General features: G+C 38.9%; 18 protein-coding genes and 1 tRNA gene. 10 read left to right on the plus strand and 9 right to left on the minus strand.

What is annotated here, in order from left to right:
• The 4 genes from dppC to LG402_RS19285 all read right to left on the minus strand — a co-directional run bounded on the left by dppC (position 1) and on the right by LG402_RS19285 (position 4632).
• Entirely contained in the window at positions 1–903 is a 903-nt protein-coding gene (dppC, locus tag LG402_RS19270; protein WP_072068807.1) for a dipeptide ABC transporter permease DppC, read from the minus strand.
• A gap of 10 nt (positions 904–913) precedes the next feature.
• On the minus strand, positions 914–1933 hold the full coding sequence (gene dppB / locus LG402_RS19275) for a dipeptide ABC transporter permease DppB (protein ID WP_109408948.1): 1020 nt from the start codon (positions 1931–1933) through the stop codon (positions 914–916).
• 153 nt (positions 1934–2086) lie between these two features.
• Positions 2087–3694: a dipeptide ABC transporter periplasmic-binding protein DppA gene (dppA, locus tag LG402_RS19280; RefSeq protein WP_166539107.1), complete on the minus strand. Its 1608-nt coding sequence runs from the start codon at positions 3692–3694 to the stop codon at positions 2087–2089.
• Between the two features lie 861 nt (positions 3695–4555).
• A tRNA-Pro gene (locus LG402_RS19285) sits at positions 4556–4632 on the minus strand.
• Positions 4633–4932: 300 nt separating this feature from the next.
• Here LG402_RS19285 and LG402_RS19290 point away from each other — a divergent pair.
• Positions 4933–5238 (plus strand): DUF5339 family protein, encoded by a 306-nt coding sequence (locus tag LG402_RS19290; RefSeq protein ID WP_227336147.1) that lies wholly within the window; start codon positions 4933–4935, stop codon positions 5236–5238.
• Between the two features lie 74 nt (positions 5239–5312).
• On the opposite strand, the gene LG402_RS19295 is transcribed toward LG402_RS19290, so the two are convergent.
• The gene (locus LG402_RS19295; RefSeq protein WP_208105078.1) at positions 5313–5648 is read right to left on the minus strand and encodes a YceK/YidQ family lipoprotein; all 336 of its coding nucleotides are present in this window, start codon (positions 5646–5648) and stop codon (positions 5313–5315) included.
• A 387-nt stretch (positions 5649–6035) separates the two neighbouring features.
• On the opposite strand from LG402_RS19295, the gene LG402_RS19300 reads away from it, so the two are divergent.
• Entirely contained in the window at positions 6036–7694 is a 1659-nt protein-coding gene (locus tag LG402_RS19300) for a putative transporter (protein WP_166539109.1), read from the plus strand.
• A 265-nt stretch (positions 7695–7959) separates the two neighbouring features.
• On the opposite strand, the gene LG402_RS19305 is transcribed toward LG402_RS19300, so the two are convergent.
• Together LG402_RS19305 and LG402_RS19310 are read right to left on the minus strand one after the other, a co-directional pair.
• Positions 7960–9219, minus strand: a complete 1260-nt coding sequence (locus LG402_RS19305; RefSeq protein ID WP_166539110.1) for a valine--pyruvate transaminase — start codon at positions 9217–9219, stop codon at positions 7960–7962.
• A 170-nt stretch (positions 9220–9389) separates the two neighbouring features.
• On the minus strand, positions 9390–9974 hold the full coding sequence (locus LG402_RS19310) for a DNA-3-methyladenine glycosylase I (RefSeq protein WP_227336148.1): 585 nt from the start codon (positions 9972–9974) through the stop codon (positions 9390–9392).
• Between the two features lie 238 nt (positions 9975–10212).
• On the opposite strand from LG402_RS19310, the gene glyQ reads away from it, so the two are divergent.
• Positions 10213–11118: a glycine--tRNA ligase subunit alpha gene (glyQ, locus tag LG402_RS19315; protein ID WP_004246832.1), complete on the plus strand. Its 906-nt coding sequence runs from the start codon at positions 10213–10215 to the stop codon at positions 11116–11118.
• 9 nt (positions 11119–11127) lie between these two features.
• Positions 11128–13200, plus strand: coding sequence for a glycine--tRNA ligase subunit beta (glyS, locus tag LG402_RS19320; RefSeq protein WP_166539112.1), 2073 nt, complete (start codon positions 11128–11130; stop codon positions 13198–13200).
• Positions 13201–13316: 116 nt separating this feature from the next.
• Here glyS and LG402_RS19325 read toward each other — a convergent pair whose 3' ends face one another.
• Positions 13317–13742, minus strand: a complete 426-nt coding sequence (locus tag LG402_RS19325; RefSeq protein WP_109408955.1) for a hypothetical protein — start codon at positions 13740–13742, stop codon at positions 13317–13319.
• Between the two features lie 483 nt (positions 13743–14225).
• Positions 14226–15512 (minus strand): DUF3748 domain-containing protein, encoded by a 1287-nt coding sequence (locus LG402_RS19330; protein ID WP_227336149.1) that lies wholly within the window; start codon positions 15510–15512, stop codon positions 14226–14228.
• A gap of 136 nt (positions 15513–15648) precedes the next feature.
• Between LG402_RS19330 and LG402_RS19335 the strand changes: the two genes are divergently transcribed.
• From LG402_RS19335 to recG, 6 genes are all read left to right on the plus strand, one after another.
• Positions 15649–16266 (plus strand): trimeric intracellular cation channel family protein, encoded by a 618-nt coding sequence (locus LG402_RS19335; protein WP_072068818.1) that lies wholly within the window; start codon positions 15649–15651, stop codon positions 16264–16266.
• Positions 16267–16571: 305 nt separating this feature from the next.
• Entirely contained in the window at positions 16572–17195 is a 624-nt protein-coding gene (gmk, locus tag LG402_RS19340; RefSeq protein WP_166539114.1) for a guanylate kinase, read from the plus strand.
• Positions 17196–17249: 54 nt separating this feature from the next.
• The gene (gene rpoZ / locus LG402_RS19345; RefSeq protein ID WP_006534607.1) at positions 17250–17525 is read left to right on the plus strand and encodes a DNA-directed RNA polymerase subunit omega; all 276 of its coding nucleotides are present in this window, start codon (positions 17250–17252) and stop codon (positions 17523–17525) included.
• A 29-nt stretch (positions 17526–17554) separates the two neighbouring features.
• Positions 17555–19681, plus strand: a complete 2127-nt coding sequence (spoT, locus tag LG402_RS19350; protein ID WP_227336150.1) for a bifunctional GTP diphosphokinase/guanosine-3',5'-bis pyrophosphate 3'-pyrophosphohydrolase — start codon at positions 17555–17557, stop codon at positions 19679–19681.
• 2 nt (positions 19682–19683) lie between these two features.
• Positions 19684–20406, plus strand: a complete 723-nt coding sequence (gene trmH, locus LG402_RS19355; RefSeq protein WP_109408958.1) for a tRNA (guanosine(18)-2'-O)-methyltransferase TrmH — start codon at positions 19684–19686, stop codon at positions 20404–20406.
• A 4-nt stretch (positions 20407–20410) separates the two neighbouring features.
• Complete coding sequence (gene recG, locus LG402_RS19360; RefSeq protein WP_227336151.1) at positions 20411–22498, plus strand: ATP-dependent DNA helicase RecG; 2088 nt, start codon at positions 20411–20413, stop codon at positions 22496–22498.
• Positions 22499–22596 lie beyond the last annotated feature (98 nt).

The raw sequence follows: 22596 nt of genomic DNA on the forward strand, positions 1-22596 counted from the left end.
TTACTGCTTTAATTTCGGATCAAGCGCATCTCGTAAACCGTCACCCATTAAATTAAAGGCAAGCACAGTAAACAAAATAGCAAGACCAGGGAACGTCACAACCCACCATGCACTTTGTGTAAACTGCAACACGTCAGATAACATAGTTCCCCACTCAGGAGTTGGAGGCTGAGCGCCCATACCTAAAAAGCCCAATGCTGCCATATCTAAGATTGCATTAGAAAAACCTAAAGAAGCTTGAACAATTAAAGGCGCAAGACAGTTAGGTAAGATATTGATAAACATTTGGCGCATTGACCCCGCACCAGCAACGCGAGACGCAATAACATAGTCACGGTTTACTTCAATTAAAACAGCAGCTCGTGTTAATCGGACATAATGAGGTAAAGCAACAAAAGTCAGTGCAATAGACGCATTAACGATAGAAGGCCCAAAAATTGCTACCAGCACTAATGCCAATAATAAACTGGGTAATGCCAGCATAATATCGACCACTCGCATAATGCCGATATCCACAAGACCACCAAAATAACCTGCTGCTAGCCCTAGAATAATTCCTAAGATAAGTGACAGTACGACAACGATACAGCCAACTAATAATGAAAGACGAGCACCAAACATTAAGCGAGAAAGAATATCTCTGCCAACATCATCAGTACCTAGAATAAATTGCCAACTTCCCCCTTCTTGCCAAACAGGAGGCGCTAATAAGAAATCACGAAATTGCTCATTCGGTGCGTGAGGCGCAAGAAAGCCTGCAAATAACGCAATCAGCAACATAATTACGATATAAATTAATCCAACAACTGCGCCCTTATTTTGTTTAAAATAGTGCCAAAATTCTTGGAAGGGTGTCATGGGAGCCGGTGCATTGATGACCGGTGTAACTTTATTTTCAGTCATTATGCATTCCTTATTTTTTATGGCGAATACGTGGATTCACAATGCCATAAAGAACATCAACCAACAGATTGACAAAAATAATCATCGTTGCAATTAACAGCACACCACCTTGAACTACGGGGTAGTCTCGTCGTTGTAAGGCATCAATTAACCAGCGTCCTAATCCCGGCCATGAGAAGATGGTTTCTGTTAAGATTGCGCCAGCCAGCATTGTCCCAACTTGTAATCCAATAACAGTGACAACAGGCAACATCGCATTACGTAATGCGTGAATAAGAATGACGCGAGCACGGCTTAAGCCTTTTGCTCTTGCTGTACGAATATAATCTTCCCCTAATACTTCAAGCATTGAAGAGCGTGTCATACGCACGATAACCGCTAGAGGAATGGTTCCTAATACAATTGCAGGTAAAATAATATGATGGATAGCATCAATGAAATCCCCTTCTTCACCCCAAATAAAGGTATCAATTAGCATAAATCCGGTAAGAGGATTACTGTCATCTAAAAAGACACTATCAGCGAGACGTCCAGATACTGGCGTTAGGTCTAATTTTACAGACACCAGCATGATTAACATGATCCCCCACCAGAAAATTGGCATGGAATAACCTGCTAATGACACACTAATCGCAGTATGATCAAAGATAGAGCCACGTTTCACCGCAGCTAAAACGCCCACAGGAATACCGACTGAAACCGCAAAGATCATGGCACAAACGCCAAGTTCTAAAGTGGCTTTAAAACGAGGTAAAAATTCATCCCAGACAGGAATGCGGCTTTTTAATGAAATACCCAAATCACCATGAAGAATACCATTTAGGTAATTGAGGTATTGTTGCCATAACGGCTTATCCAACCCTAACTCCGCCATTAAATAAGCATGGCGCTCTGGAGATAGACCACGCTCACCCGCCATAATCATTACCGGATCGCCGGGAATAAGATGTACGAAAATAAACGTAAGTAATGTAATTCCGATAAACGTAGGGATCACAAGTCCCAAACGTTGAAGGATAAATTGCAGCATATCCTAGTTCTCTTTTCAAACATCAGCTAAAAGATAGCGCTGATAAATCAGGAGAAAATCCCCTGCGCCCACAGTGTACTGAATGTATTCTTTATTATGGAATAGCGGTGCCTTTCATGAAGAAAGACACCGTACTTAAGTAAGGTATTGCTATTATTTCAGAGAGACATTCTCGAAGTGATGTTTACCTAATGGATCAACCACATAGTTCTCCACTTTTTTACTCACTGGCTCATATACCGTAGAGTGAGCAATAATTAGTGCAGGAGCTTGATCGTGCATAACGACTTGAGCTTGTTTATAAAGCTCGACACGTTTTTCATGATCTGACGCTACTCGCGCAGGCTGGATCAGATCTTCAAATGGCTTATAGCACCACTTAGAATAGTTTGAACCTTGCTCTTTCGCAGCACAGCTAAATAATGTCGCAAAGAAGTTATCTGGATCCCCATTATCCCCAGTCCAACCCATCATTACCGCTTGGTGTTCGCCGGATTTAGCACGTTTGAGATATTCACCCCACTCGTAACTTACAATTTTGGTTTTAACGCCAATTTTTTCCCAATCCGCTTGTACCATTTCAGCCATACGACGTGCATTTGGGTTATAAGGGCGTTGTACTGGCATTGCCCATAAATCGATAGTAAAGCCATCAGCAAGACCCGCTTCTTTTAGCAGTGCCTTGGCTTTTTCAGGGTTATATTCATAATCAACAATATCATCGTTATAACCCCACATTGTTGGTGGAATAAGATTTTTTGCTTTTTGGCCTGCACCTTGGTAAACCGCTTCAATAATCGCGTCTTTGTTCACAGCCATACTTAATGCTTGACGAACTTTTTGGTTATCTAGAGGTTTCTTCTCAACGTTAAACGAGATATAACCCACGTTTAAGCCCGGCTGTTCTAACAGATTGATATCGCTATTTTGTTTCATTTTCGCAATATCAGCAGGATTTGGGAAAGGCATCGCCTGACACTCACCTTTTTGCAATTTAGCATAACGCACAGAAGCATCAGGTGTAATAGAGAAAACTAAGCGATCAATGTCTGGCTTTTTACCCCAATATTGGTCATTTGCTTTATAAAGAATACGAGAATCTTTTTGATATTGTTGTAATTGGAAAGGCCCTGTACCAATAGGATCTAAATCTACTTTTTCAGGTGTTCCTGCTTTCATCATATTGTCGGCATATTCCGCAGATAATATGGATGCAAAGTCCATTGCCATATCAGCAATAAAAGGCGCTTCTGAACGTGTTAAAACAAAACGAACGGTATGATCATCAACTTTTTCGATTTTCTCGATCATGTTGTTCATGTCCATTCCTGAAAAGTATTCGTAACTTCCGCCAGACACTTTATGGTAAGGATGTTGTGGGTCCATTTGACGCATAAACGTATACATTACGTCATCTGCGTTAAATTCACGGGTTGGCTTAAAGGTTTTGCTACTATGCCAACTCACGCCTTTACGTAAATGGAAGGTATACACCTTACCATCATCACTCACATCCCAACTTTCAGCGAGTCCTGGAATGATTTCCGTTGTACCCAATTTAAATTCAACTAAACGATCATAAATAGGTACTGAACTTGCGTCATAGGTTGTTCCTGAGGTAAATAGCTGAGGGTTAAATCCTTCAGGTGAACCTTCGGAGCAATATACTAATGTTTTTGCCTGCACACCCGCAGAAACAGCTAATGCAAGTAGCCCGATTGTTGCGGTTAAAATTCCTGTCTGTTTTTTGGAGCTTTTCATCATTACTCTCCGAAATTGTTCTGTTGTGTTTTGGCTTCCTGTTTAAAAACGGAATGCCTTTTTATTTTGTCATTGTTCAATTAACCAACTGTATCCCCTTACGTCAATAAGGGTCTACTCCGTAAAAAGAACAAGTTATAAACACAAATGAAACGAATATCGAACAAACTCAGAATAAAAAAACAAGTCTCTGACTAATATCTAGTCAATAAAACCACACATTAAGAAATCCTTAAGTGAAATGACTGTTTTAAAAAAAGCTATGATTTGTGATTAACCGCTTAAATATTGAACGAATATTTTGAAATGAAACAAAGAACTTGGTGCTTTATTCTGTTATGGAAGAAAAATAATCACCTTGCTAGAGGATCCTGATTTTAGTTTTGATCAGACAAATAGAGTGAAAAGTATTAATCTTTGCCTCTTAGCAAATCACTTAACTAGATAAGACCATGAAATTCAGTCTGTTATTAATGATTTTAATTCTTTCATAGTGAAAAATTTATATTCTTTAAGCATTATCAGAAGTTCTATCGCCCATAAAAAGTGGCATTGAAAGAAAATTTAAAGACATCTTTAGGCTGTTTATTAAAAACGTCTAAAATAATTTAATGCCTAAACAACTTTATAGGTCAGCGAAACCTACTGCATTTTTAGCCAATATTTATCTTGATTTGGAAAATATTTCCACAGCTCTCTGTTTCTGAACTGTATGGGAGTTTGGAATGCAAATAGAGATGAGATAGAAGTAAGGTTGATCGAGAGAAAACACCTTTTATGGTGAAATCAAAAATAAGAGTGAGGTATTTTTGGTAAGACTAAAACGACAAAACCCCGCTTTAAAAGCGGGGTTTCTTAATATGGTCGGCGAGAGAGGATTCGAACCTCCGACCCACTGGTCCCAAACCAGTTGCGCTACCAGGCTGCGCTACTCGCCGAAAACGAGGTGCATCTTACTGCCAGAAACCCACTGCGTCAATACTTTTTTAGTATCTCCTGACTGTTCGTATGGTTTTCAACCAAAACGCTTGATTTTTAACTTTTTTATCATAAAATCCACCCACTTTTAGCGTAACTATAACAATCGGCTTCTTCTATATTCTCTGCAAATTCTGTTTTTCTTTACATTGCTGATAAAAAACAAGAAAAAATAACAAATTTATTCGCTAATACTATCGTTTATTTTATATGCTTTTTATATAATTTACTTATGTCAAATAAGGTGGGTAGTTTAGAGAATGAAACAATGTTGGTGGAGCCTCACATTACTCCTGTTGTTAACCACACTTCCAGCCCAAGCATCCACGGCACATGCTTGCCGAGTGTACTTTAAAGAAGCAGACAAATTTATTCAGTATATTTCTCAACGTGAGGATCTAAAGCATAATATACCTGAAATTAAAGGAAATTTTGAGCAAAGTAAAAAACAGATAATGGCAGCATCGCTAACAGAACAAAAAGTAATATGTGATAAAGAAATGCAAGAGCTTAATAGCCTTAATAAAATGTTTGGCCCTAAAGAAGAAACAGTATTAAATAAATAGCCCTATAAATAGTTAAACAAACAGATAATGACTAAATAGAATTACTTATTCATTATTTAGTCATTATTTTGATATTAATTCTTATTTTCATAATTATTATCTGCTGTTGTACTTTCTAATCTTTTTACTCGTTCTTTTGGTGAGTTATCACTTTTATCATCACTCTTGGTATAATAATCATAAGGCAGTAACAAAGTATCTAATACTGCACTAAAAGGAAAATCTAAAAGAACTAAGGGTTTCATTGCCCACCCTGTTTCATCATCTTTTAGCATTGCCATATTATTTTTTGTCCCTGAATAAAGCTCTTTATTGGGGCCAGCATGTGTCATAACGCTAGAACATCCCGTCAACAAGGTCATTAAAAATGTGATTAATGTTAAATTTTTACTCGTCTTTCTAAATATCATAGGGCACCTATAAAACAAGATCAGGAGTCAACACTTTTTATCATATAGTTAAACCTGTTTTCTCTTATAGGACAAGAGAAAGATGATATAAAATAGCTTAATTTTTCAATAATTAAATAAATAAGCATGCACAAAAAACCTTATTAATATAATTAAAAAAAACATAATAAAATTACCAATTATTATGTTTCTCTGATATTAAAATTCAACCCTCTTTATTTTAAAAAAACATTTTAACTCTATATTTATCTTTCTTATTTTTTTGATCTTTATATATTCCGAATCTGTGCGATAAGACACAGCGACTTTCTTTGTTCTTTGCCAAAATAGGTTTATCGTTTTAGCTCAATTTTTTAATTTTTATTTTTTGAGTATAGGATCTTTTTTATGAGTGATATTGCATTAACAATGGTGATGTTGTCATTAGCAGGCGCTCTAGGTCTTTGGATTGGCAATATCAAAATCTATCGAGTCAGCCTAGGAATAGGCGGCGTTCTTTTTGGTGGTATAATTATTGGGCATTTTGCTCAACACTATAACCTTTCACTCAACGCACAAACTCTTCATTTTATTCAAGAATTCGGTCTTATTCTTTTCGTTTATACCATTGGTATTCAAGTTGGCCCTGGTTTTTTCTCTTCATTACGTGTTTCTGGATTAAAACTCAACGCCTTTGCGATTTTCATTATTCTTCTTGGTTCTATCATCACCGCCTCAATTTATCGCTTATTTGATGTTCCTTTGCCTATTATTTTGGGTATTTTTTCTGGTGCTGTCACCAATACCCCGTCTCTGGGCGCTGGGCAACAGATACTCACTGATTTACATATTGATCCTGCTTTAATCGGGCAAATGGGAATGGGCTATGCGATGGCTTATCCTATGGGAATTTGTGGCATCTTGTTAGTTATGTGGCTTATTCGTGTGTTTTTTAAAATCAACATTGATGAAGAAGCGAAAACCTTTAGTAACCAGCAAAATAGTACTAAAGAGGCACTACATACTATTAATATTGCCATTAAAAACCCCAATTTAGATGGTTTATTAATGCAAGATATCCCACTACTCAATGAAGATGCCATTGTATGCTCTCGTTTAAAACGTGGTGATAACATTATGGTACCGATGCCATCAACGATTATTCAGTTAGGGGATTTGCTGCATATTGTTGGCTCGAAAGAAGATCTTAATAAAGTACGCCTTGTATTAGGCGAAGAGGTTGACGCTTCACTCTCAACATCAACCAATTTACTACAATCAGTACGGATCGTTGTCACGAATGATTCCGTACTTAGTAAGCGTTTAAAAGATCTTGATCTTAAAAGAAAATACGATGTTGTCGTAACTCGATTAAACCGCGCAGGTATCGAACTAATTCCAAGCAATAACAGTATGTTGCAGTTCGGGGATATTCTTAATGTTGTTGGTCGCCCTGAATCTATAGAAGCGATTACTGTCCTGTTAGGTAATGCTCGTCAAAAATTAGAGCAAGTTCAAATGCTACCCGTTTTTATTGGTATTGGATTGGGGGTTTTACTTGGCTCTATTCCTATTTTCATTCCCGGTATTCCCGTAGCTCTTAAACTGGGATTAGCCGGTGGCCCTCTTGTTGTTGCCTTAATTTTAGGGCGTATTGGAACATTCGGTAAGCTCTATTGGTTTATGCCACCAAGCGCAAACTTAGCATTGCGTGAATTGGGCATTGTCATGTTTCTAGCCGTAGTAGGGCTAAATTCTGGTGGCGAATTTGTTGAAACCTTAATTTATGGTCAAGGGCTGAGTTGGATTGGCTACGGCATTCTTATTACACTATTACCGTTATTAATTGTGGGGATCATAGCCAGGATCTTCTTTAAACTTAATTATTTAACTCTTTGCGGAATGTTAGCTGGTTCAATGACCGATCCACCTGCACTGGCCTTTGCCAATTCAATACATAGCTCAAGTGGAGCTGCGGCACTTTCTTATGCCACCGTTTATCCTTTAGCGATGTTTTTACGCATAATAACACCACAATTAATGGCACTTATTATCTGGAGTTTGTAGCAAAAATAATAAATATATTAATCAGTTGAACCTAATATGTTACTAAAATCCACATTTTGCTTAGCAGAGGGATAATTAAGGCCATGAATGGCTCTTATTTAAGCCATAGATTTTATGATTGTCTGTTTTAATAGTTCTCGTGCTAAGAAATTTAGATTGAGACGGATTGCTAAATATTTAGTAATCAATTTCTTTCCGTCAAACTTATGCTCAAAAGTCCTCGTTATTGTCTTTGCCCCTTCTTCTCGCTGAAGGGGCATTTTTATTAGATATTCACTGGCTGATAGATATTCTCGATTTCTTCAGCCAGAATTTTTATTCCTTTCTCTATCAATTCAGGCTCAGGCACGTAATTCATACGCATACATTGATGAGCGTGATCCCATGAATCTTCTAATCCCGGAAAAAAGTAATGCCCCGGCACCATTAATACACCGCGTTTTTTCAAACGACGATATAGCTCTTCACAAGAAACAGGTAAGTCTTTAAACCACAACCACAAGAAAATAGCGCCTTCTGGTTTATGAATAAGGCAACGTTCTTCAGGCAAGTAACGGCGAATAATATCAATAGTTTCAAGCACTCGTTGATGATAAAAAGGCCCAATTATCTCTTGAGATAATCGCATCAAATCATCACGTTTTAGCATTTCTAATGCCATTGCAGGTCCAATTCCACCAGGTGCAAGACTAATAATGCCATTCACATTTGTAATGGCCGAAATCAGCTCTTCACTGGCGATGATAATGCCACAACGTGCGCCGGGTAAACCTAACTTAGACAGGCTCATACATAGAATAGTATTGTCATTCCAACGAGGTGTTGCTTGAGTGAAAATGATACCCGGAAAAGGAACACCATAAGCATTATCTATAATAAGAGGGATATTATGCCGTTTAGCTAAGTCCTCTAGCTTTTCAACTTCGTCATCAGTAATAACATTACCCGTTGGATTTGTTGGTCTAGAAACACAAATAGCCGCAATATCATCACCAATTTCAAGATGAGCAAAATCAACATGGTATTTGAATTGCCCATTTGGCAACATTTCTATAGTTGGCTTATTTGCAACAAACAGATCTTCTTCTAATCCAGAATCGGCATAACCGATATATTCAGGCGCTATAGGAAAAAGAATTTTACGTTTCTTGCCTTCAGGCGTTGTACCACCTAATAAATTGAACAAATAGAAAAAAGCACTTTGGCTACCATTGGTTAATGCAATATTTTTTGCCGAAATATTCCAGCCTAGCTTCTCTTTTAAACATGCCGCCAACGCTTGTAACATAGCATCTTTGCCTTGCGGGCCATCATAGTTACAAACTGCATCACTTAACGTGCCATTTTCTGTCATCTCTTTAAGTAACTGGCGGAAATAGTTGTCCATTTCAGGAATATGCGCAGGATTACCACCTCCCAACATCACGGCACCCGGTGTCCGTATTCCTTCATTTAAATCTTGCATCAAGCGAGCAATGCCTGAATGTTGAGCAAATTTTTGCCCGAATTGTGATAGTTGAGTCATCTTTGCAGGTATCTTCTATGTTGCTTTCTCGTTAAGAAATACCATACCGCGAGCTTTAATCTGCATCAATAGTTATAATAGAAATGATAAAATAGGAATATTAATACAGATTTAAATATTGAAATATAAAACCAATAACCTATTAAGTTAAAGATAACTCAACCCACATTTTACTTTTTATTGGTGTTTTCACTCTCTTCTTGGCGACAAAAACAAGAGAGAATATGGTCATTCACCATACCAACGGCTTGCATAAAAGCGTAGCAAGTTGTTGTACCAACAAATTTAAAACCTTTTTTCTTTAACGTTTTTGCCATTTTATCTGAGATTTCAGTGGACGCAGGTACTTGTGATATATTATCCCACTGATTAACAATTGGTTTATTATCAACAAATTGCCAAATAAACTGACTAAAATCTTCACCTTGCTCTTCCATTGCCATAAAAACACGCGCGTTATTAATAATGGCGTTAATTTTTCCTTGATGACGAATAATTGCAGGATCTTGCAATAAAGCTTCAACATCCTTATCTGTCATTTTGGCAATTTTTTCAGGTGAGAAATTAAAAAAACAGCGACGAAAACCTTCTCTTTTTTTGAGTACGGTATACCAAGATAGCCCGGCTTGTTGGCCTTCGAGGCAAATCATTTCAAAAAGTTTGTATTTATCTCGTTCAGGTTTTCCCCATTCATCGTCGTGATATGCCAAATATTCAGGATCACTGGTTACCCAATCGCAACGCTGTTTATTCATTTTCTCATTCCTTGTTAGCAATAACTTGTAATAGCACCATTTTATATACTGTATGAATATACATGTAAATAGGTGAAAAAAAATTCAATCTAATTCTTTGAGCATAGCCATAAACTCAATTAAGGGATTATTTTTTTGATCGGAGGAAAATTGCCCGCATTCCTTGCTGTATATCTTTCGTCTAGAAGGTATACTGAAACCTTTCTTTTTATTCTATGTATCGCCATGCGGATATAACATGCAAAAGTTTGATACCAAAACCTTTCAAGGTCTTATCCTGACACTACAGGATTACTGGGCTCGCCAGGGCTGTACCATTGTCCAACCATTAGATATGGAAGTGGGTGCCGGCACATCGCATCCAATGACCTGTTTACGAGCATTAGGGCCAGAGCCTATTGCTGCGGCTTATGTACAACCTTCACGTCGCCCTACTGACGGACGCTACGGTGAAAACCCTAACCGTTTACAGCACTATTACCAATTCCAAGTTATCATTAAGCCATCACCGGATAACATTCAAGAACTGTATCTTGGCTCTTTAAGAGAGTTAGGTTTAGACCCAACTATTCATGATATTCGTTTTGTAGAAGATAACTGGGAAAACCCAACACTGGGTGCTTGGGGCTTAGGCTGGGAAGTTTGGCTCAACGGCATGGAAGTCACGCAATTTACTTACTTCCAACAAGTCGGTGGATTAGAGTGCAAACCTGTTACAGGTGAAATCACTTACGGCTTAGAACGTCTTGCCATGTATATTCAAGGTGTTGATAGCGTTTATGACTTAGTTTGGTGTGATGGCCCATTAGGTAAAACCACCTATGGCGATATTTATCATCAAAACGAAGTTGAGCAATCAACCTATAACTTTGAGTACGCCGACGTAGACTTCTTGTTCTCTTGCTTTGAACAGTATGAAAAAGAAGCCCGCGAGTTGTTAGAGTTAGAAAAACCTCTGCCTTTACCTGCCTATGAACGTATCTTAAAAGCAGGACACACCTTTAATCTATTGGATGCACGTAAAGCGATTTCAGTGACAGAACGTCAACGTTATATTTTACGTATCCGTACTTTAACCAAAGCGGTTGCTGAAGCATATTATGCTTCTCGTGAAGCGCTTGGTTTCCCTATGTGTAAAAAGTAAGAGGCTATCATGACAACTGAGACTTTCCTCGTGGAAATCGGCACGGAAGAATTACCGCCGAAAGCGCTTCGTTCTTTAGCCGAATCTTTTGCTGCTAATTTTACTGCTGAGCTGGATAACGCCAATATCACTCATGGTGATGTATCTTGGTTTGCAGCTCCTCGCCGTTTAGCCATTAAAGTGGCCAATATGGCAAAATCACAAGCAGATAGAACCATTGAAAAACGTGGTCCTGCGATTGCTCAAGCATTTGATGCTGATGGTAAACCAACAAAAGCGGCTGAAGGTTGGGCAAGAGGTAATGGCATTACGGTTGACCAAGCAGAACGCTTATCAACAGATAAAGGTGAATGGTTATTTTATCGTGCAGAAGTAAAAGGTGAAGCTGTTAACCAATTACTGATTGGCATGGTAAGCACTGCATTATCAAAATTACCAATTCCAAAATTAATGCGCTGGGGCGATAAAGAAACTCACTTTGTACGCCCTGTTCATACTGTCACTTTATTATTAGGTGATACTGTTATTGATGGTGAAATTTTAGGTATCCAAAGCGATCGCGTTATTCGTGGTCACCGCTTTATGGGTGAAGCTGAGTTCACTATTGATAATGCAGATCAGTATCCTGAAATTCTTTATGAACGCGGAAAAGTTATCGCTGATTACGAAACGCGTAAATCAATTATTCTTCATGATGCTCGCCTTGCGGCTGAAAAACTTGGCGGTATCGCAGATTTAAGCGATAGCTTAGTGGAAGAAGTCACTTCATTGGTTGAATGGCCGGTTGTGCTAACAGCAAAATTTGAGGAAAAATTCCTTGAAGTTCCTGCTGAAGCACTGGTTTATACCATGAAAGGTGACCAAAAATACTTCCCTGTTTATGACAAGCAAGGCAAATTATTACCTAACTTTATTTTTGTCACTAATATTGAATCTTCTGATCCACAACAGATCATTAGCGGTAACGAAAAAGTAGTGCGTCCTCGTTTAGCTGATGCTGAGTTCTTCTTCAAAACTGACCGTAAACAACGTTTAGAAGATAACTTACCACGCCTTGAAACCGTATTATTCCAGAAAGATTTAGGCACACTGCGTGATAAAACAGACCGTATTCAAGCATTAGCTGGCTTTATCGCAGGCAAAATGGGGGCTGATGTTAATAAAGCAACCCGTGCAGGTTTACTGTCAAAATGTGACTTAATGACCAATATGGTATTCGAATTCACAGATACCCAAGGTGTTATGGGTATGCATTATGCACGTCATGATGGTGAAGCCGAAGAAGTTGCGGTTGCATTGAAAGAACAATATCAGCCTCGTTTCGCGGGTGATGAATTACCGTCTAATCCTGTTGCTAGCGCCCTCGCTATTGCAGAGAAAATGGATACCCTTGCAGGTATTTTCGGTATTGGTCAACATCCGAAAGGGGATAAAGATCCATTTGCTTTACGTCGTGCATCATTGGGTGTTTTACGTATTATCGTTGAGCAAGATTTACCGTTAGATATTGAAGAATTAACGCAAGAAGCCGTTCGCCTTTACGGTGATAAACTGACGAATAAAAATGTCGTCAGTGATGTCGTTGAATTTATGTTGGGTCGTTTCCGTTCTTGGTATCAAGAATTGGGTTACAGCATTGATACTATTCAAGCAGTATTAGCACGCCGCCCAACACAACCTGCTGACTTCAATGCTCGCGTTAAAGCGGTAACTTATTTCCGTACATTAGACGAAGCCTCTGCGTTAGCAGAAGCTAATAAACGTGTTTCTAATATCTTAGCAAAATCTGCTAACGTAAAACTGAATGACACTGTTTTAGCTTCCGTCTTAAAAGCACCAGAAGAAGTTCAATTAGCAGCGAATCTTTCTGTATTACAAGATAAGTTGGCGCCTTTATTTGCAGAGCGCAAATACCAAGAAGCCTTAGTTGAACTGGCTTCATTACGTGATGTGGTCAATAACTTCTTTGATAAAGTCATGGTAATGGATGAAGACGAAGCAGTTCGTATCAACCGTTTAACTATGTTAAGCCAATTACGTGAACTGTTCTTAAAAGTCGCGGATATTTCTGTTTTACAATAAGTTGTAAACCTTAGAAAACATAAACCGGCATTGTGAAAGCAATGCTGGTTTTTTTGTATATATCCCCCTAGCTAAACTGGGGATATATATTGTTTTTATCGCTAATTCAATATGAATTAAAAAGGCAATTCTTCTATATTTTTATATGCCAATTCCATTATTTTAATAGATGCTTTATCTATAATATTTGCAATAATATTAGACAATTCTTTGAAATCACTTGCATTGAATACTTCTTGTTCGGTTTCTATTTCAACAGGGAACCCACTTACATCATCAATGTTATAGCCAAATAATATGAATCCGTAATTAAAATTTAATTTTGTTTTACTTATACAAACCAAACTATTACCACTTTGAAAATCCATATCTTCAAAGCGGTTTGTTTTTATTAAAATTTCGATTTTATTATGAGTAAAATCTTCTAGCTTTTTTACTATTTTATATATTTCTTCTTCTATTTTATTCTTTATATCTAGAACTGAAGAAGCTCTATCCAAAGAGGCTTTTATTCTATTAAAAATTTCATTTTCATCGTTCATGTAAAATCCCACAAAATATTGGATAGTGATCAAATTTTTCAAAAAAAACTTTATCCAAACACTCGTTATCATCTTTAAAACTTTATGAAAATCAAGCTTATCAACATCTAATTTAAAACAATCATCTGCCCCGTATAAAAATGAGGAAGAAAATATTATTTGATCAAAAACATGCCATCGATTAGAGGGTGCAGACTTATAATAATAAGTACCTATATTATATAGTCTTTAGCTAATTTAATTGTTTCATTATTTTCTTTTTTAGTTTTCTTTATTGGTGGTGATATGCCAATATTCCACCAGCATAAGTTTATTTCCATTTAATATTTCTATCTATAAAGTTAAAAGCCAAAATTATAATCTAAAAATAAAAAAATAAAATTAGTTAAATTAATTAAAAGTTTATGTATTCAGATATAATTAATTTTAATTAGATTTAGAAAAAAGGTATCAATATTATCTTGATACCTTTTACATTAAAAACTACAGCCTAGTCTCTACTGTAAATATCTGGCGATAACCATCAACATCACGCATAAATGCAATATATTGGTCATTCGGAGAGAACACGACAGCATCACTACTTGGTGCCTGTGCTGTTTTTTCTGTTAAACGTGTTAGTTCACCCGTTTTCACATTACATAGCATCACGCTGTTATCACAAATAAAAGTGAGATATTGTCCGTTACTATTCCATGTAAAGGCTGACTGAATATCCCAATCCTGCGAGGTGACTTGTTTTATCTCTTTCGTACTTGGCGATACCGTATATAACTGCACAATGCCGTTATCATCTTTCATCAAGAAAGCAATCGCATCACCTTTTGGGGAACTTCTTAACCAGTGACGAGGCTGATTTAAAATACCTGCATATTTTCTATTAGATGTATTTGTTAGGCGAACTTGATGAATACCTTTAGCCACCGCTGGCATTGTTGTATCAGTTCCTGCCAGTGGTTTATCACCTTCAATACTGAAAGCCTGATTATCATCAGGTAAATCCACTAAGAAAATATCAGAAACTTTATCGCCATTTTCACTCACAGTATCGCCGATAAATGCAATAGCCCAACGTTGTTGTGAACCATCAACCTTTGTATAACCCTGAGTACCAACCCAACACTCTTCATAAGCTTTATTAATTTCGTCACTTCCCTTTTGTGGATGAGCAACAGTTTGGCTTATTACAGTGCAAAAATATTCACCATCATATTCACGATGATGTTTTTTAGCGACATTTACCGCCTTTAGTGGCACAGCAACCGCCACATTACGTTGATCATATTCGCCACCCAGTTCATGCATAATATGATCGTTATATGTAAAGCTTAAACGCGTGCCGTCAGGACTAAAGACATGAACATGCGTTCCGCCACGTAAAGCACCGGCTTGATAAGGTGATGTCAACGAGCAAGCGTCGATATTAAATGCTCGATTATTTTCTGACTCATCAACAATCACTCCTCGACGATGATGAAAATCATAATGCCATTCATCATCTGGGTTTTCAGGCCCATGAATAAAAGCATAACGCACAGGCTCAGTTGGGCATACTGTAGCCACACCAACATGTGCCCCTTGTGTAGCAGTGTAAATTATCTGTTGCTGTTTTGTTTTCGCATGAATTTTTTCTATGGTTAGACCCGTAAAAGATCCCCCATTGGGACGTACATCATAGACTAACCACTGGCTATCTGGTGTCCAAACATTTATATTGGTTAACTGATGATGACGGCTATCAAACGTAATCTGGTGTTCCTGAAAAGACATATTTATCCTTATCGGGAAATAAATTTCCACATTATAAAAACTAATTAATTTTACCTGGCACTAAAAAAATTCAGTCGAGACTTTTTCGCAAGGTAATTACTCTATCCTCACTAAATAGTCAGAAAATTAGAAAATCATGTTACTTAGTGTTCTCTATATTATTGGTATTACTGCAGAAGCCATGACGGGTGCGCTTGCTGCTGGCCGTCGTAAAATGGATGTTTTTGGCGTCATTATTATCGCCTCTGCAACTGCCATTGGTGGTGGCTCTGTCAGAGACATTCTACTCGGCCATTACCCACTGGGTTGGGTAAAACATCCTGAATATATCGTCACTGTTGCATGTGCTGCTGTTATCACCATGTGGGTTGCTCCCATGATGAAACATCTACAGCGACTCTTTCTTATCCTAGACGCCATCGGCCTAATGGTTTTCTCTATTATCGGCGCACAAATCGCACTCGATATGGAATATGGCCCAATTATTGCTGCTATTGCCGCGGTGATTACAGGGGCTTTTGGTGGTGTATTAAGGGATATGCTCTGTAATACCATTCCTTTGGTTTTCCAAAAAGAAATTTATGCCGGTATCGCTTTTGGTGCTGCGTGGCTTTATATGGGATTACTGTTTTATACACCATTACCAAGAGACGTTATTATCATCATTACCCTTGTTGCTGGGTTAACGGCTCGACTTCTCGCTATTCGTTATAAATTGGGCCTACCAGTCTTTAATTACGAGAATCAAGATTAACGAATCGCTGTTTTAACAACAGCGGTTATTTTTGATTCTGTGGGGTATCTCAAAATATAATCTCTTTTCACTATTGTGATAAAAGGTAATTCCTATCACTGAACCTTTAATTGTATGTTAATATTGGCATAGTTTAATTTTTCTCTTATTTTCCCAATTAAAAAAGAGAACCCAATAAGAAAAAAATAGCCCTGTATTAAACATGGGCACTGTATGTCATTCATTGTATGTGTATACTATATGGGGGATTTGCTCCCTAAACATGTATTTATACTTAATTCTCCAGTCAAATTCAGAAAGTCATCATGATCCAAGGAACTCTTTATATTGTTTCCGCTCCAAGCGGTGCGGGTAAATCAAGTCTTATTCAAGCGCTGTTAAAAACACAGCCTTTATATGACACACAGGTTTCTGTCTCTCATACAACCCGCCCAATGCGACTGGGAGAGAACCATGGTGAACATTACTTCTTTGTTACTAAAGAAGAATTTAAAAGCATGATAGACAGCGGGGATTTCCTCGAACATGCTTGTGTTTTTGGTAATTACTACGGCACATCCGGCAAAGTTATTAAAGAAATCTTAGCCAGTGGTGTGGATGTTTTTTTAGATATTGATTGGCAAGGCGCACAACAAGTGCGTAAAGCGATGCCTGAAGCTCGCAGTATTTTTATTCTGCCGCCGTCAAAAGAAGAGCTTTACCGCCGACTTCGTGGACGTGGGCAAGATAGCGAAGAAGTGATTACAAAACGTATGTCGCAAGCTGTATCGGAAATGGAACATTTTAATGAGTATGATTATTTGCTGATTAATGATGATTTCAATACTGCGCTTGCTGATTTACAATCAATTATTCGTTCAGAAAAATTACGCCTTGATCGTCAAACGCTACGACATGGTGATTTAATCAGCAAATTATTGGCAGACTGAGTTAACTTTCAGTATTATGCCCAGTCATTTCGTTAATGGTGGAGTAACACAAATATGGCACGCGTAACCGTTCAAGACGCTGTAGAGAAAATTGGTAACCGTTTTGACCTCGTTCTGGTCGCAGCACGTCGTGCGCGTCAGTTACAAGTTGGCGCTAAAGATCCTTTAGTTCCAGAAGAAAATGATAAAATGACTGTTGTCGCGCTACGTGAAATCGAAGAAGGCCTGATTAATGGTAAAATTCTTGATGCTCGTGAACGTCAAGAGCAGCAAGAGCAAGAAGCAGCAGAATTACAAGCTGTTTCAGCGATTGCGGAAGGTCGTCGTTAATCGTTTTATAAAATAGGGGTAGGTCTGCCTTGTACCTGTTTGAAAGCCTGAATCAAATCGTTCAAAAATACTTGCCATTGGAGCAAGTTGAACAACTTAAAAAAGCCTTTATCGTCGCCCGAAATGCCCACGAGGGACAAACTCGTTCAAGTGGTGAGCCTTATATTACTCACCCTGTTGCGGTTGCGTGTATTCTCGCAGATATGCGATTAGACCACCAAACGCTTATGGCGGCGTTGTTGCATGATGTTATCGAAGATACGCCTGCAACCTTCCAAGATATCGAAAACCTCTTTGGTAGTACGGTGGCCGATCTTGTTGAAGGTGTTTCTAAACTGGACAAATTAAAGTTTAGGGACAAAAAAGAGGCTCAGGCTGAAAACTTCCGTAAAATGATTATGGCGATGGTGAAAGATATCCGCGTCATTTTAATCAAACTGGCAGACCGAACTCACAATATGCGCACACTGGGTTCATTGCGCCCAGATAAACGTCGCCGTATTGCTCGCGAAACACTCGAAATCTATAGCCCTTTGGCCCACCGTTTAGGTATACATCATATCAAAACAGAGCTTGAAGAGCTGGGTTTCGAGGCACTACACCCTAATCGTTACCGTGTTATAAAAGAAGTCGTTAAGGCTGCTCGAGGTAACCGCAAAGAGATGATTAATAAAATCCTCTCTGAAATTGAAGGTCGCCTGACAGAAGCGCATATCGAATGCAAAGTTAACGGTCGCGAAAAACATCTTTACTCTATTTATCGAAAAATGTTGCTAAAAGAGCAACGTTTTCACTCGATTATGGATATCTACGCCTTTCGCGTTATCGTGAAAGAAGTTGATACCTGTTATCGCGTTTTAGGTCAAATGCACAGTCTTTATAAACCGCGTCCCGGTCGAGTTAAAGACTATATTGCCATCCCTAAAGCCAATGGCTATCAGTCTCTTCATACCTCACTTATTGGTCCTCATGGGGTGCCAGTTGAAGTGCAAATTCGTACTGAAGATATGGATCAAATGGCTGAAATGGGGGTTGCCGCACATTGGGCTTATAAAGAGCAAGGTGAACAACCGGGCACAACTGCACAAGTAAGAGCTCAACGCTGGATGCAAAGTCTACTTGAATTGCAACAAAGCGCGGGTAGCTCATTCGAATTTATCGAAAACGTAAAATCAGACCTCTTTCCTGATGAAATCTACGTTTTCACGCCAGAAGGTCGCATTGTTGAATTACCAACGGGTGCGACTCCTGTCGATTTTGCTTATGCTGTACATACTGATATTGGTCATGCGTGTGTGGGCGCAAGAGTTGATAGACAACCTTATCCTCTTTCACAATCGCTACGCACAGGACAAACCGTTGAAATTATTACTGCTCCAGGTGCTCGACCAAACGCAGCTTGGCTAAACTTTGTCGTCAGCTCAAGAGCTCGCTCTAAAATTCGCCAACTTCTGAAAAATCTAAAACGCGAAGACTCTATTAATTTAGGCCGCCGTTTATTGAACCACGCTTTAGGTGAGCATAAGCTCGCTGATATTTCAGCCGAGAATATTGAGCGTGAATTGAAGCGAATGAAGCTCCATTCCATTGATGACCTAATGGCTGAGATTGGTTTGGGTAACACCATGAGTGTTGTTGTAGCGCGTAATTTATTAATTGATATTCAAAATCAAGATAATAACGCACAAACAAATACAACTAATGATGAAACACCTAAACTACCAATTAAAGGTGCCGATGGCGTATTAATCTCCTTTGCTAAATGTTGTCGCCCTATTCCGGGTGATCCTATCGTGGCACATATTAGTCCAGGTAAAGGCTTAGTTATTCACCATGAATCTTGTCGTAATATTCGTGGTTACCAAAAAGAACCTGAAAAATTCATGCCTGTCGAGTGGGATAAAGAGATCAACAGTGATTTCATTACTGAAATTAAAGTCGATATGATTAACCACCAAGGTGCATTAGCAAACTTAACCGCAGCTATTAACGATGCAAACTCAAGTATTCAAAGTATGAATACAGAAGAGAAAGATGGTCGTGTGTATTGTGCTTTTATTCGCTTAACTGCGAAAGACAGAATTCAATTAGCCAATATCATGCGTAAACTTCGTATCATGCCAGATGTTCTGCGCGTTAGCCGTAATAAAAACTAGTCATGAATTCAATTCGATATGCCCGCATCTGTCAAATGATGGCGATGCGGCAACCTGACCTGACGGTTTGCCTTGAAGAAGTGCATAAATCCCATAATGTGGCGGCTGTTATAAGAACAGCTGATGCCGTGGGTATTCCTAAAATTCATGCTATTTGGCCTGAAGAAAAAATGCGAATGCTCGTATCACCAGCAGCAGGAAGTAACAGTTGGGTCAATGTAGAAACACACCCCACAATCACTGATGCAGTAGGTGTTTTTCGTACTCAAGGTATGCAAGTTCTTGCGACACATCTCTCAGATAAAGCCGTCGATTTTCGCGAGATTGATTACACTCGCCCAACTTGTATTATTATGGGACAGGAAAAAACAGGTATCTCACAAGATGCGATAGCGCTTGCCGATCAAGATATCATTGTTCCTATGATGGGGATGGTACAATCACTGAATGTTTCGGTTGCCAGTGCTTTAATTTTATATGAAGCACAACGCCAGCGTCAGGCTGCGGGTATGTATAATCGAACAGAGAGCACCTTAACAGAAGAAGAACAACAAATTCTGCTATTTGAAGGTGGATACCCAGTATTGGCAGAAGTTTCTCGTCGAAAAGGCCTGCCTCGCCCATACATTAATGATCATGGTGAAATTGAAGCACCTGATTCATGGTGGGCAGAAATGCAAATGACACAAAAGCAACTTAGGAAATTAAAAAAGACGGAGTATTAATCCCATGAAAGGAAAACTGCTTGATGCAATCCCCTTAACCACTCTTCACGGCGTAGGTGCAAGTCAGGCAGACAAGCTGGCAAAAATAGGGCTTGTGACTATTGAGGATTTGTTACTCCACCTTCCTTTGCGTTATGAAGATCAAACGCACCTCTATGCTATTAGCGATCTTCTTCCCGGTATCCCTGCTACTGTTTCAGGTGAAGTATTAAGAACCGAAGTCAGTTTTGGTCGGCGTAAAATGATGACCTGCCAAATTTCTGATGGCTCAGGTATTTTAACGCTTCGCTTTTTTAACTTTACGGCAGCAATGAAAAACAACCTTGCTCAAGGTAAACAAGTCACTGCCTATGGTGAAGTTAAGCGAGGAAGTCGGGGCCCTGAAATTATTCATCCTGAATATAAAATCAAAGTTGCAGGCTCTGAAGTTAAACTGCAAGAAACACTCACTCCCATCTATTCAACTACAGAAGGCTTACGCCAAACATCATTACGTAAATTAATAGAGCAAGCATTAGAATTGCTTGATACCTGTGCTATTAATGAATTATTGCCCGATCAATTTATTCATGGTTTACCCCCATTAGCCACCGCATTGCGCACTTTACATAATCCGCCTCCTGATATTGCCTTTGCAGAGCTTGAAAAAGGGCAACACCCTGCACAAAAAAGACTTATCCTTGAAGAATTGTTGGCTCATAATTTAGGTATGCTGAATGCCAGAGCTGGTGCGCAATCTTATCGTGCAGAGCCGCTGTTTATGCCAGATACATCAACATTACGTCAGCAGTTTCTCGCAATGCTACCTTTTACCCCCACAAATGCTCAGCAACGTGTCGTCAATGAAATTGAAAATGATTTAGAAAAAAACTACCCGATGATGCGACTTATCCAAGGAGATGTCGGTTCAGGTAAAACACTAGTTGCAGCATTAAGTGCATTACGCGCTATTGCAAATGGTAAGCAAGTAGCGTTAATGGCTCCAACAGAATTATTAGCAGAACAACATGCATTGACGTTTAGAAAATGGTTTGAGCCTTTTGGTATTCAAGTGGGTTGGTTGGCTGGAAAGCAGAAAGGGAAAGCTCGCGAGGCACAGCAAAACGCCATTGCGAATGGTGAAGTATCGATCATTATTGGAACACATGCGATTTTCCAAGAACAAGTTAAATTTCACTCTCTAGCCTTAGTGATTATTGATGAACAACACCGTTTTGGTGTGCATCAACGCCTTGCCTTATGGAAAAAAGGTGAAGAGCAAGGCTTTCATCCTCATCAATTGGTGATGACAGCAACACCAATTCCGCGAACACTCGCAATGACTGCTTACGCCGATATGGATACCTCTATCATCGACGAATTACCTCCTGGACGGACACCAGTAACCACAGTTGCCATCCCTGATACTCGTCGTAATGATATTATTGAGCGTATTAGGCTCGCCTGTACAGAAGAGAACCGCCAAGCTTATTGGGTCTGTACATTAATTGAAGATTCCGACGTACTTGAAGCACAAGCAGCCCAAGTCATTTATGATGAACTTACACTCGCACTTCCTGAAATTAAAGTCGGGCTTGTACACGGTCGAATGAAACCTACTGAAAAACAAGCTGTTATGGCGGCTTTTAAAGAAAATGAATTACATCTTCTGGTCGCAACAACCGTTATCGAAGTCGGCGTTGATGTGCCTAATGCCAGTTTGATGATTATTGATAACCCAGAACGACTAGGCCTTGCACAGTTACACCAACTACGTGGACGTGTAGGTCGAGGCGCAATCGCCTCCCATTGTGTCTTGTTATATAAAACCCCACTCACTCAAACCGCGCGGTTGCGATTGCAGGTATTAAGGGATAGCAATGATGGCTTTGTGATTGCCCAAAAAGATCTCGAAATTCGTGGCCCTGGTGAGCTTTTAGGTACTAAGCAAACAGGTAATGCGCAATTTAAAGTGGCTGATTTATTACGCGACCAAGGACTGATCCCTGAAGTACAACGTATTGCTCGTTACTTACATCAACATTACCCTAAGCATTCTCAAGCCTTAATCGAACGCTGGCTACCCGCTAAGACTCAATATAGCCAAGCGTAAGATCACTCTTTGCATCGCCTTAGCATGCCGTTAAACGCGATTTAGCATAGTATTGAAATAGAACACCATAAAAAAACACCCCAATGCTGAAAAACAAC

This window comes from Proteus sp. NMG38-2 (genome assembly GCF_020640995.1).
Classification (GTDB): domain Bacteria; phylum Pseudomonadota; class Gammaproteobacteria; order Enterobacterales; family Enterobacteriaceae; genus Proteus.